This is a genomic window from Methanobacterium sp. CWC-01, from assembly GCF_030323845.1.
GTDB classification, from domain to species: Archaea; Methanobacteriota; Methanobacteria; order Methanobacteriales; family Methanobacteriaceae; genus Methanobacterium; species Methanobacterium aridiramus.
In genome coordinates, this window is sequence record NZ_CP040735.1 from 1,300,377 (window position 1) to 1,312,330 (window position 11,954).

Consider the following 11,954-nt stretch of genomic DNA (forward strand, 5'->3'; position numbering starts at 1 on the left):
TTATTTACCTCCTATATCAGTATACTTTCTTTTAGTGCGGAAATCCCTGAATTTTTGGCTTCCTCCTATGTAAAATTGAGCGAAAAACTCAACGTAATGCAAACGCAATGAATTGATAAAAGCACCCAGACTTTGGAATGCTAAATTTGCGATTTGTCCCCCAATGAATATTAGGGGTGCAATAATAATTCCAATGAAGGGGATCATGTCTGCAACGATTCCTGTTAGGATGTTAACTGTGGTGGCAATCCCTCCAGTGGAAAGACACAGTGCCAGAAGCCTGGCGTAGGATAAAAGAGTACCCAGGAAACCGGAAACGTCCATTAATCCAAACAATCCGTTGAAGTAAAGGAGCATTATCAGACTGGCAGCAATGACTGGGCCTCCAATATAAATTCCGCCTACCAATAACAATATTACTCCTGCTTCCAGGACAAACCATGGTATCTGGGCTCCTAAAGCTTCTCTCAAATCTCCCCTAACTATGTTGTTGTAGGCACCTATGACTAATCCCATGTTGATGTGAATGACACCAACCAGGAGTGCCAGTATCAAAATGTTTTGGGGGAACACGAAGGAGTTAATAGAGGGGATTGTGGTAGGAATTGCGGCACTGGGATCTCCCCATATAAATCGAGGTACGAAGTCTCCAATGAAACTGTTGGTAGCTGCTCCCAGAATAATGGCCCACACTCCACAGGCAATCATTATCAATCCAAGATTGGCCCAAGTTTTACTGTTTCTTCCCAGGCCCCTAAATATGATGAAACCAACCAGGGCATCAATTATCCCGTAACCAGCTTCTGTAAGACAGAAACCAAAGAAAAATGGGAATACAATGGCCATAAGGATGGTGGGATCAATCTCCCTATAATCCGGGGGAGAATACATGTGTACAAACATTTCATACGGTTTGGCAAATCGTGGGTTATCCAGATGAATTGGAATTTTATCAGTTTCAACATCCGGATCTGAAACATCAACAATGGAATGACCTTCAGTTGAGGTCTCAATGGTTTCCAGAGCAACATTCAATTTTTTCTCAGTTACCCAACCTTCGAACATCAAAGTATTTTTGGTTTCACCGAATGATGAGAAAATCTCGCTGCGCTGTTTTTGTATCTCTAACTGTTCTTTGAGACCTTGAAGTTTGGTAATCCATTTATCAGCTATTTCAGATAGATCGTTCAAAACCGATTCCTTGTTTTGGGTAATAGTTACTATCTCATTTTCTGATTTCTGTATAATATCACTGGGGGTACCGGATAAGCCCGAAATCTCGAATCTTTCAAACTCCAGCTTACGCAGCTGACTTAAAACTTCGTCGCCATGTTTTTTTAGGGTAACAATGACCAGTACCTTAAAGTTTTTCAAATCGCTTTCATGGTCAAAAATCACCATTTCCTCAGGCAAATTCTTTAAAGTTCCTTTAAAAGTATCAAAGGATTCAGAAGATATTTTTCCGGCAAAATAAGAGACATAATCAGATCCTTCCAAAAAAGAGAGATCCACATCAAAATTTAAAAGGTTTTGGGAGACTTTAAGAGCATTCTCCAGTTCAGATTTTCTATTATCAAGTTGGTTTAACTTTTCTTCGAGGGGCTTGGTTTTGGAAGCAACCTCGGCCAATGTTTTATCAGCATCTTCTATAAGATCTTGAACCTCCAACTCTTCAATATCTACTTTTTCAATGGGAGGAGGGCTTATAAAACCTTTAACCATGGGTAGAATCCCTTTCTCCTTTTTCTCCATAGATTTTAAAAAATCCAAGGTCCCGGTGGTCTTCATCAAAAGAGAAGAAATTTTCCCGGTAAAAGGAGATGTACCCGAAGGTTTGAGAATTTGTCTCCATTCTGCGTCTTGTTGTATTCGCTCAGATATATCCTCGATTTGGACTAAGCCCGCTTCGTGAAGTGAACTCACTGCAGAATCAGCGTACTTGTCTAAGGTGATTATCTTGAGCTTTTTCATCCTTGCCGGCTTGAACATGGTACTCACTTATAATATGCTTTTTACAATGACCTCTGCAGCTTCTTCAACCATACCGGTAGCTTTATTTTTAGTTTGCTCTACTTTTTCACCAGTTTCATGGTTTATATGATAAGCTTCTTTTTTGGCGTTGGTTTCGGCTTCAAATAATATTTTTTCTGCTTCACTATTTGCCTGTTCTTTGGCCGTTTCAATGGTATCGTAAGTTTTTGATTTGGATTCTTTGATAATCTCAGAAGATTTAGCTTTTGCGTCTTCTATGAGTCTATCGGCGTCATTTTCGGCCTTTTTAATGGTAGTGATAGCTTCAGATATTGTTGTCATTTAAATCACCCTAATATGACTATGATAAACGGAATTCTATTTTGAGTTATATTTATGATTTACTATTTAATTTTCAGGGGAAAAGAGCGAAATTTTAGGCACAAAAAAAACTTTTAATCAATGTTAAAAAATTCGTCTAACTTTTTGATATCTGGACCATCGTAATAAATCTCTTCAATCTCAAAAAGCTTTCTGAAAGGAGTTTCCCTAACCTTCTCTTCATTTACATGAGCAACCAGTGCTGGAAGTCTCCCAATCATGAAGATACCAGTTCCCAATTCCCATTCAAAACCTAAATCTGAAAGTATTCCGGCATTGGCTCCATCAATATTCATACGGACGCCTTTGGTTTTGAAGAGTATTTCTTGAATATTTAGGGCTAGTTCGGTGTGAATTCCAAAACAATCGTATTTAATGGCCATATCGATTAGTTTCGGCGGCCTGGGGTCTTCTTGATGGAATCTGTGGCCAAATCCGGGAATTTTCTCACCCTTACTCCGGTAGCGATCCACTACCATCTGGGCCGCGGTTTGTACCAAGTCGACACTTTCCGAATCAATTCTTTCTATTTCCACATGCTTCAAGGCATCCTGTAAAACTTTCATAGAAAGTTCCAGAGCTCCGGCATGGTGTTTGCCAAAGGATAACAGCCCCCCTGCTACGCAGGAGTTCATGGAAGATCCGGTAGAAGCCATTATTCTGGCCATCTGGGTGCTGGGAGGGGTTACTCCGTGGTCACAGAAGGAAACTAGAACGGATTGTAACATTTTGGACTGACTTTTTGAGGGAATTTCTCCCTTTAAAAGGAGGTAAACCATTTCTGCGAAGGATATGTTTTCAATGAGGTCTTCCTGGGGATATCCTCTGGTTGTAATTCGATTGGGTGCCACCTGAGAAATGGAGGTTCTCCATTTTGGTTTTGAGATTTTAATAAGATTTTCCACAGTTTCTCTTCCAATTGCCATTTTATTCACTCCAAAAATTTGGTGGCAAATATAACGATGACCTGCGGGGCTCCACAGAGCAGCAGGGCCGCATACACACTATCCGAACTCCGCTGGCCCTTTGTGGACCTATTTGTACCAGGCTTCCCAGGGCCGTTACCGTTCCACCCAGTCCCAGGGAACCAATACCTGACTTGTTAAGGGATTCGGTTATTTCTATTTCCAATTCTGATTGCTGGTCGAGACTCCGATGAGCCATTGCCTTGAGCATTAAGGATGAAGCTTCAAAATGAGTTCTACCAATGCCAACAGCAGGGACGGTGGGAGTACATCCCAGCTTAGGTATCTCTGATCTCATCCATGTTACCACTTCCTTAAAAAGCTTTCTATGATCCCTCTTGTGAAAAACGCTCCGAGTAAGGGCCCTTATCTCTGGCCCCCCACCTAACATCAGTACATGAATTTTAAGGCCTTCAAAATCTGCAGTGTCAACTAAAAACCCGGGAGGAACCAGTTTTCCGGGGTTGTTGTCCAGACCCTTCCTCTGCTCTATTCTCTCAATACCCTCTCCACGCACAGCCATAGGTCTACCTGGAAGTTTTAACAGGCCTTGACGAATCCCTTCCTTAATTTGGCCAAGAAAATTAGGCGGAAGGAGAGTATCATGCCCAATCTCTACTAGAACGTGTGGTACACCGGTGTCATCACAGAGGGGCACTTTATTTTTCTCCGCCAGCAGGGCATTTTCTAGCATGATCTCCAGGACCCATCTGGCGTTGGGATTTTCTTCCTTTTCCAGGGCTCGATGATAAGCCCCCAGTTGATCATCCCGAAAACTGGTACTGGCCTCAATAACGGTGTTTTTAACCATCCCCACCACATTAATCTCCATAAAATCATCCTTATCGTTATTATATAATAAATTAATTAAATTTTTTCGGGAATGGCCAGATCCTCACTCCCCAACTTGGATTTTGTTGCTTCCGGATAATAACGGTTGATCATGTCCTGAACCAGGCGTACCTGTCTGACACGCTCGGCGGCCTGGCTGGAGGTGGTATCCCAACCATGATGGGCAGCAACTGCTCCTCCTGTCTTTAGATATACTGGAGAAGCGCGTCTTATAATTTCTGGGGCCTCATAATGTCGTATGAACCCTCCAGAGGACTTAGGGTTTTCGGTGTGTATGTCCAGAGAAATGTCAATAACCTGCCGGATCTCGTGCATCATGGTCACCGATAAGTCACGTACTGGATTAAATGAGTCGGCTCCAATATCTTGCATCAGACGGGCCGAAGCAGGGTTTCCATGTCCAGTATGGGCTGAAATCTTGAAGTGAACATTGAAAGGAAGCTCTCCATCGCTTCGCATCTTAGAAAGCACCCATAGAAGTCCTTCGTCGTACAACACGATTCCCCTCACCCCCAGATTCACCGCTCGTTTAACATCTTCTATGGCGTATACCAGATTTTGGTAACCACGCAGACGGTATCCAATCCGGGCTCCCTCTTTGGTCTGAGCCGAAGCGCTAGTATCATAGGTAGCCCTGGGACCTACACTCAAAAACAGTTCCAAACCAGCTTCTCTGGCCATATCAGCCATTTCCAGTATTTCGGAGTCAGTAAGTAACATTATGCCTTTGGTCTGGGTTACCCGGTGAATTTGAACTTCAAAATGGTCCAGAGCGTCAATCAAACCTGACAGGGTCTCTGGCTTTTGGATTCCCGGCACCTCAAAACGGTATTGGGCCCCATCTTCAAACCGCTTAGGGGGCATTGATGGGCTATTATCGGCCTTTTTTATACCAATATTTTCTAAATAATCCTCTGTGTACATTAAATCACCTTTAAAGGTTCTTATCCTCATAATTTGACAAAATATTCATTAAATCATTCATATCAAGTGATTCTATCCTTTTTATTATGTCCAGGGTATCTGCATCAAATTTGGGATTCAGAGTCAGAAACTTAACTCGAAGATCATCCCAGCTAAAGGCTTTTTCTGGTTCTCCATGAGGTAGATAAACCGTATCCTTAAAAGATCCTTTAGTCGTCTTTATCATTACTTGGGCTGGTCTCATTTCAGGATAAAGTGCTTCGAAATCGGGATCGCACTCTATAGACACTTTAGAAGCTAAACTCAACACATCTTCGTTGATATGAAGTTCATGGGGGTGCAGATGGCCTTGAGAAATGGCCAAAGCCACAGTTGCTGGTAGGCTCTGTCTGATGGCTTCTGGTTCCTGAGGTGTGTAGTCTCGGTGTTCGGCTGCAATTTGGTAGGTCTTAACTTTCACTTCAACAACATCCCGGGGCTTAATTCGATATCTTCGGTGCAAAGATAACGTGGAATCTAAAGCGGAGTGTAGATGCCTGCACACTGGATAATTCTTGAAATAAACTCCTGCGATATGATAAGATTCATCTGGCGTTATTTTCCATTCGGTTTGTATTGTATCGTCCACTTTACACATGGAATTCAGGAAACCTTCCCTACCTTCCACTATGCTCCTGGCTCCTGTGAATCCTTTTTGGGAGAGTAGGGCTGAAAGCACTCCTGAATATGCCGCCCGACCCGGATGCAGATGTTTGGCCATACTGCCGGAATGGTCGGATTCCAGTAACCCTGCAGCCTGGGTACCGGCCAGGCCTAAACAATTCATATTTTCTTCCTCAGAAAGTTTTAACACTTTACCCGCTGCTGCTGCTCCAAACGTTCCACAAGTCCCGGTACTGTGAAACCCCTTGTTTCTGTGACTGGGATTAACCATCATTCCCAGGGATAATGTTACCTGATATCCGACTATCATGGCTTCTAGGAAATCTCTTCCACTTCTTTCCTCTGATTCTGCCAGTGATAAAGCAGCTGGTATCACACAAGCTCCGGGATGAAGCTGGGCCAGGCGATGTCCATCATCTAGATCCAGAGAATGGGCCGACACACCGTTGATCAAACTGGCCTCTCTGGCACTGGTTCTTGGACCGCCAATAACTGTGGATTGACCATTGGAACTGATGATACTTCTCATAATCTGGCCACTCCGGGTCCTTGAACCAGCAATGGATACCCCTAAAAAGTCTAAAAAACATAGCTTAGCCTTCTCTACAACTTTTAAGGGAAAATCGTTATATTCGGTATTACCAATGAAGTGGGCCAGTTCAGCAGTGATCATATGTATCCTAGGGGTAACGCCCATGAAGATAAACTTTTTGATAAGGTATCAGGGAGGTCTTAGAATTTCCTTTTAATCAAATTATAAATGAAATTCATTCAACCCTAACAGGGTAAACCCGATATATTTAGCAGAAATAGTCCTAGTGTCTATTTAATTGCATATCTGACAAAAATAGTGATTCACTCATGTCCCTGGATTCGGACCAATGGCTGGCTTAAGTGTCTCCTGGCTGAGGGGGGAACTTCGTAAAAGCCTTCCTCCAGATCCCTCACTATTTCCACCTTTTCTTTAGGAGCATCAACCACCTTGACACCACAACGGGAACATTTGTACCCTTTATCTTTTCCGGCCGACTTCATGCGTTTACCACATTTACACCGGGGATTAAGATTCTGATACTGTGGCCTAAGATGAAGTATCTCAATTTTTTCCACATTTAGAGTTCCTCTATCCCCAATTCCTCCGTAAACAATAACATAATCGCCTGGGGCAAGCTTACGCACCGTGTTTCTGAATCCCTTGGTGGGTTCGTAGGCTGCACACTCTATTTCCCCGGATGCATCTTTCAAGTTGAATATAACGTGTCCACCTTCGATTACATGGGGGGTGCTGTAAACTTCACCTGCAACCCGGTAGCATTGATACTGATCCATTCCTGCAATAGTGTCCGAGTTTTGGAGGTGCATGTCGGTGTGTTGGTTGGTTAAAAATACCATAACACGTTCAATGGGTTCTTCCGATTTAACCAGCTCCTGAGCTCTGGACACTGCTTCTTTACTTTCCCCTCTAATTCCATAAAGTACGGGACATGGGGTGTGGGGAGTAATGGCCATGTAACCCTCATCCAAGTTATCAAACGTTTCAGGATAGGTCTTCTGGTTCATCACACGCACTGAATCCTCATCAATTCTCCTAACTTCACCGTAGTTATCAACTTCTCGGTAGGCAATCAATTCGTAGGTTTTATCAGATAATGGGCATCCGATGGCAGCTAAAGCGCCAATAACTCCTCTGCCATTTTTATATTTAAAAACTTCAGCTTCAATCTGCTGGGCAAGTTGTTCTGCTTCTTCTAGGGTAACCATACACTGCACAGTCCGCAACGAGTATTCCTGCAGATCTTCGGTTATCGGGCCCTGATAGAACACCACTCCCGGGTTGGTGCGGGGGTCATCCATCTGTGATAACTCTTCCACCGTATCTAAAACTATCTTTTTAACTCTTTTGACATCCTGTTTATGATCCAAAACCAGTTTGAATGACACTGCACCGTTTCCTCGGGTTTTATATGGTGCAAATGGGTTGAGACGTATTAGGCGAGGTTCTCCTTTTAAAGTCATACCACAAGCTTTAAGTCTCTCCAGCACCACAGCACATACATAAGTGGTGCACATTCCACTACTGGAATCCGTGTCATCAAAACCTACATATAATAATATATTATTGTACATTGCATCACCGGGGTGATCTCCTGCCTCATGCCAATCTTCCAGTGCACAGAGAAGAGCTACTCTTAGACATCACTAAAACTTTAACCAACCATGGTTTTGAAACTTCTAATATATATGATCGGAGTTGCTTTGATCTGGTAGCCCGCCGCGAATTAATACTTATTTTAATGAAAGTCCTGGTGAATGTGGATGGGTTCAGCCTGGAACAAGCCCAGGAAATAAAAATGGTGGCTAACACACTCCTGGCTTCACCATTAGTGGTGGGAGTAAAGTCTAAAAACGAGTATCTGGAAGAAGACGTGGTTTACGAACGTCATGGCATTCCCGTCATTGCCATGGAAACCTTCCGCAACCTGATTGTCGACAACCTTTATCCGGAGGTATTCGCCGGGAGGGGTGGATATTACGTCCAGATTGATGGTCAAATTATTAAAGAGCTGCGTGAAGAGCAGGATTTATCCTTAAAGGAACTGGCTGATCTGGCCCATGTATCCCGAGAGACCATATATAAATATGAAACTGGAAGAGCCCGGGCCCATCCCGAAACCGCCATGGTTCTGGAGCGAATACTGAACATGAAGATTACAGTATCTGTAAATCTATTCCAGGTCCCTCTAACTGCTAAAGATGCAAAAATTGGGGAATCTGAACACAAAGAACTGGAAGAGTTGGGTTATGGGGTTATAAAGACCAACCGTACACCTTTTGATGCTCTGGCTAAACCTGACCAGATTAGGTCTAAGGATGCTCAGCCTATAATCGCTAATCTGGATAAGCAACGAAATCAAAAGCTACTGACTAAGATGGCTGTGAATCTAAGGGATATATCCTCTATAACTGATACCGAAGCAGCTTTTATACTGGCCAGCCGGCGAAAATTGAACTCCATTGAGGGAGTGCCGGTGGTGCACAACTGGGAGATGGAAGAACTTAAAAATTCCCGGGACTTTATGAAACTTTTAAAAGAAAGAAGGGATAACTAGGCTTCAGATATTAGAAAGCCTATAGAAAACTATTTATTTTCTGGAAAGAATCCCGAATGTTTCCCGGGCTTCACTTTCTGAAGCAATACCCACTGCCACCATGTCCACATAATCCAGGGTTTTCAGATATTCAAAAGCATCCTGGGGTGTCATTATCCCGGCAGCCAACAATTTTTTTCCAATTATGGTTTTGTCCAGTTCCAGAACCATTTCCCGCAGTTGGCTTCGCTCTTCTTCCAGGTTCTGTTCACAGTCCATCAGGTAGCCCAGCCGGTTTAAGGGTATCATGTACAGTTCAAAAAGATCTTTAACCAGAGATTCTAGGAGCATACGGGTAGTGTGGAAAGGACGATGGGTCACCAAACCGGGAATAGCTTCCGCTTCCTGGATGTGGTTCAACTTGTCTGCAATGAAATCCCAATCACCCTGGTCGGTGATCATGGCGTGGAGGAGCATGGCCTTAGCATCCAGGTTGTTTAGGAGTTCAATGTCCTCCTTTTCATGGTCATGGCGTACTGTTCCTATTACATCTATTTTCATGCCCTCATCCCGGGCCATTTCCAGGGCCTGGATCACCGGGGGGTAGGGTAAAAGCTGCATTCCCCTCACACCCCCATCGTAACTGGTTCTGATGATACGAAGCATGTTTTCGGGATTGCTGTAGAGGTCAAGCTGATACAGACGTGCTCGGTGTCCAAACTGCCCGGCTCCAATGAAGGGTGAAGTTCCCAACAGGGTACGGGGTAAAGAAACGTTATTAAGGTTTAGGCAGCCTTCAAACATTTTACTCCCACTTATTCTTTCCGAACCACTACTGCCGTTCCGTAAACCAGTATCTCCTGCATTATATCAGATATATCATTGGAATCGTACCGGGCGCTGATTACGGCATTAGCCCCCATATCCTGGGCATGTTGAATAGCCCTCCGCAGGGCTTCCTCCCTGGTTTCTTCCATCATACTAACGTATTCTTTGATCTCTCCTCCAAACATAGACCGAATTCCTGCTCCTATCTGTCCACCCACTCCCCGGCTACGCACGGTAAGGCCATAAACAAAGCCTTTAGTTTCTATAATTTCGTATCCCGGCACGTAGTTGGAACTTACGATTACAAATTCATCTACCGAAACCATCTTATCGCCTCACGATTTCACAATCTCTAATTTTTATTCATTATTTAATAACAAATATCCTTAAGTTGTTAAACAATATCTCTTATTCGGTATTTAAGGATTTATCTCTACTGTCATGTCTTAAATGATTATCACAGTTTTAAAGGTTAGTATACAGTAAATATGATATATTTTCCTAAATAATTCTATTTTCTATGCCCTCTCGGGTAACCCCTAAATGGTCAGCAAAGGTTTAAACGCCCTAACTCTAATACTATGAAATGAACCACAGTAAGCTGGTGAACATGATGGATAATATGAAGGTACTTATCGCTGATCAAATCAATGAAAAAGGAATAGAGGAGCTGAAAGAGGTAGCAGAGGTAGTAGTCCATACCAGTATCACTCCCGAAGAGCTTGTTAATGATATTAATGATTTTGAAGCCATAGTGGTTAGGAGTCGAACCAAAGTTACACGGGAGGTCATAGAAGCCGCCCCTAAACTCCGTATAATTGCTCGTGCAGGTGTAGGGGTGGACAACGTGGATGTGGAGGCCGCTACGGAAAGGGGTGTAATGGTGGTAAATGCTCCGGAATCCACCTCCATTACCGTGGCCGAACATGCTATGGGACTCATGCTTTCCCTGGCCCGGAAAATATCTCTGGCCGATAAATCAGTTAAGGAAGGTAAATGGGATAAAAGTGCATTTATGGGCATGGAACTAAACGGCAAAACCTTAGGAATAGTGGGAATGGGCCGTATTGGAAGTCAGGTAGCCAGTCGTTGTAAGGCCTTTGGTATGGACCTCATGGTATACGACCCGTACATCACTCCAGAAGCTGCTGCCGAGATCGGAGTCGAAGTAATGGACTTATATGGCCTATTAAGAGTTGCTGATGTTATAACCATACACGTACCCCTCACCCCTGAGACCAAACACCTCATAGCCAAGGAAGAAATGGAGATCATGAAGGATAACGCCTTTATTATAAACTGTGCCCGCGGAGGTATCATAAATGAGGAAGACCTTTACCAGGCCATCCTAGATGGAAAAATTGGGGGTGCTGCGTTGGATGTATTCGAACAGGAACCACCGAAGGACAATCCCCTTCTAACCCTGGATAATGTGGTATTCACGCCTCATATAGGGGCATCCACCCGTGAAGCACAGCGTGACGCAGCTATAATCGTGGCTAAAGATGTTAAAGAAGTTTTAAAAGGAGGATCACCTAAAAATGTTCTTAACATGCCGGTCATCGACCCCAAGACCTTCCAGCAGATTAAACCATACTTAAGTCTGGTTGAAAAACTGGGAAAATTCTTAATACAGACTGCTGAGGGTAATATAAATGAACTGGAGGTTACCTACTGTGGGGAACTGGCCAAGATGTCTAATCATGATATTATCACCCGGATACTGCTCCAGGAAGTTTTAAACCCCATACTCACTGAACCAGTAAACCTGGTAAACGCCGCCACCGTTGCCCAGAACAGGGGTATCATCATCACTGAAGGAAAACGCAGTGATGCTGGAGGATATAAAAACCTGATTAAGGTGGATATGAAGGCCGACGCCAACCAGGTGAGTGTGGAGGGAGTTTTCTCCCGGGAACCCAAAATCGTAATGATAAACGACTACAACGTGGATGTTGAAACTAAGGGGACCATGCTCATCGCTAAATACAAGGATATACCCGGGATAATAGGTTTCATAGGAACCAAGTTAGGTGAACATGGTATAAATATCGCCAAGATGCAGGTGGGTAGACAGGAACCCGGTGGAGAAGCAGTTATGGTTCTGAAAGTTGATCAAAACGTTCCCCATGACGTGGTGGCCGAACTGAAAAAAATGATACACGTTTACGATGCAGTGGCTGTCAACCTTTAATTATAAAGGTTGATAAACCCCTTTTTATTATAAAATAGTATGAGACTCTGCAGGATAAGGGAGGTAAAAAAATGGATAGACCACAAA

11 protein-coding genes are annotated in these 11,954 nt (G+C 43.5%); 2 read left to right on the forward strand and 9 right to left on the reverse strand.

Translation table 11 applies throughout. The features are described 5' to 3' along the window. From FGU46_RS07040 to FGU46_RS07070, 7 genes are all read right to left on the reverse strand, one after another. Nucleotides 1-1,989: a V-type ATP synthase subunit I gene (locus tag FGU46_RS07040; protein WP_286473269.1), complete on the reverse strand. Its 1,989-nt coding sequence runs from the start codon at nucleotides 1,987-1,989 to the stop codon at nucleotides 1-3. A 9-nt stretch (nucleotides 1,990-1,998) separates the two neighbouring features. After that, nucleotides 1,999-2,313 (reverse strand): ATP synthase archaeal subunit H, encoded by a 315-nt coding sequence (gene ahaH, locus FGU46_RS07045; protein WP_286473271.1) that lies wholly within the window; start codon nucleotides 2,311-2,313, stop codon nucleotides 1,999-2,001. Between the two features lie 113 nt (nucleotides 2,314-2,426). Continuing rightward, nucleotides 2,427-3,278 carry a citryl-CoA lyase gene (locus FGU46_RS07050; protein WP_286473272.1) on the reverse strand — a complete coding sequence of 284 codons (852 nt, stop codon included), beginning with the start codon at nucleotides 3,276-3,278 and terminating at the stop codon, nucleotides 2,427-2,429. Between the two features lies 1 nt (nucleotide 3,279). After that, nucleotides 3,280-4,143, reverse strand: a complete 864-nt coding sequence (locus FGU46_RS07055; RefSeq protein WP_286478335.1) for a fumarate hydratase — start codon at nucleotides 4,141-4,143, stop codon at nucleotides 3,280-3,282. A 41-nt stretch (nucleotides 4,144-4,184) separates the two neighbouring features. Next, nucleotides 4,185-5,093 (reverse strand): peptidase, encoded by a 909-nt coding sequence (locus tag FGU46_RS07060; RefSeq protein WP_286473277.1) that lies wholly within the window; start codon nucleotides 5,091-5,093, stop codon nucleotides 4,185-4,187. A 10-nt stretch (nucleotides 5,094-5,103) separates the two neighbouring features. Beyond that, a complete protein-coding gene (locus FGU46_RS07065) occupies nucleotides 5,104-6,429 on the reverse strand; it encodes an MmgE/PrpD family protein (protein ID WP_286473278.1) in 1,326 nt (441 codons plus the stop codon). Nucleotides 6,430-6,611: 182 nt separating this feature from the next. Then, the gene (locus tag FGU46_RS07070; RefSeq protein ID WP_286473282.1) at nucleotides 6,612-7,883 is read right to left on the reverse strand and encodes a tRNA(Ile)(2)-agmatinylcytidine synthase; all 1,272 of its coding nucleotides are present in this window, start codon (nucleotides 7,881-7,883) and stop codon (nucleotides 6,612-6,614) included. Between FGU46_RS07070 and FGU46_RS07075 the strand changes: the two genes are divergently transcribed. Further along, nucleotides 7,883-8,866 carry a transcriptional regulator gene (locus tag FGU46_RS07075; protein ID WP_286473297.1) on the forward strand — a complete coding sequence of 328 codons (984 nt, stop codon included), beginning with the start codon at nucleotides 7,883-7,885 and terminating at the stop codon, nucleotides 8,864-8,866. The two genes, FGU46_RS07070 and FGU46_RS07075, sit on opposite strands and share 1 nt — an antisense overlap. 33 nt (nucleotides 8,867-8,899) lie before the next feature. Here FGU46_RS07075 and FGU46_RS07080 read toward each other — a convergent pair whose 3' ends face one another. Both FGU46_RS07080 and FGU46_RS07085 read right to left on the reverse strand, forming a co-directional pair. After that, nucleotides 8,900-9,649 (reverse strand): hypothetical protein, encoded by a 750-nt coding sequence (locus FGU46_RS07080; RefSeq protein WP_286473300.1) that lies wholly within the window; start codon nucleotides 9,647-9,649, stop codon nucleotides 8,900-8,902. Between the two features lie 11 nt (nucleotides 9,650-9,660). Further along, nucleotides 9,661-9,999 carry a heavy metal-binding domain-containing protein gene (locus FGU46_RS07085; RefSeq protein WP_286473301.1) on the reverse strand — a complete coding sequence of 113 codons (339 nt, stop codon included), beginning with the start codon at nucleotides 9,997-9,999 and terminating at the stop codon, nucleotides 9,661-9,663. Between the two features lie 296 nt (nucleotides 10,000-10,295). On the opposite strand from FGU46_RS07085, the gene serA reads away from it, so the two are divergent. Beyond that, nucleotides 10,296-11,867: a phosphoglycerate dehydrogenase gene (gene serA, locus FGU46_RS07090; RefSeq protein ID WP_286478343.1), complete on the forward strand. Its 1,572-nt coding sequence runs from the start codon at nucleotides 10,296-10,298 to the stop codon at nucleotides 11,865-11,867. Nucleotides 11,868-11,954 lie beyond the last annotated feature (87 nt).

Coding starts and splice junctions, on each gene's coding strand:
- FGU46_RS07065 (WP_286473278.1), bottom strand. CDS start 6,429: ATGATCACTGCTGAACTGGCCCACTTCATTGGTAATACCGAATATAAC.
- FGU46_RS07085 (WP_286473301.1), bottom strand. CDS start 9,999: ATGGTTTCGGTAGATGAATTTGTAATCGTAAGTTCCAACTACGTGCCG.
- FGU46_RS07050 (WP_286473272.1), bottom strand. CDS start 3,278: ATGGCAATTGGAAGAGAAACTGTGGAAAATCTTATTAAAATCTCAAAA.
- FGU46_RS07060 (WP_286473277.1), bottom strand. CDS start 5,093: ATGTACACAGAGGATTATTTAGAAAATATTGGTATAAAAAAGGCCGAT.
- ahaH (WP_286473271.1), bottom strand. CDS start 2,313: ATGACAACAATATCTGAAGCTATCACTACCATTAAAAAGGCCGAAAAT.
- serA (WP_286478343.1), top strand. CDS start 10,296: ATGAAGGTACTTATCGCTGATCAAATCAATGAAAAAGGAATAGAGGAG.
- FGU46_RS07040 (WP_286473269.1), bottom strand. CDS start 1,989: ATGTTCAAGCCGGCAAGGATGAAAAAGCTCAAGATAATCACCTTAGAC.
- FGU46_RS07080 (WP_286473300.1), bottom strand. CDS start 9,649: ATGTTTGAAGGCTGCCTAAACCTTAATAACGTTTCTTTACCCCGTACC.
- FGU46_RS07070 (WP_286473282.1), bottom strand. CDS start 7,883: ATGTACAATAATATATTATTATATGTAGGTTTTGATGACACGGATTCC.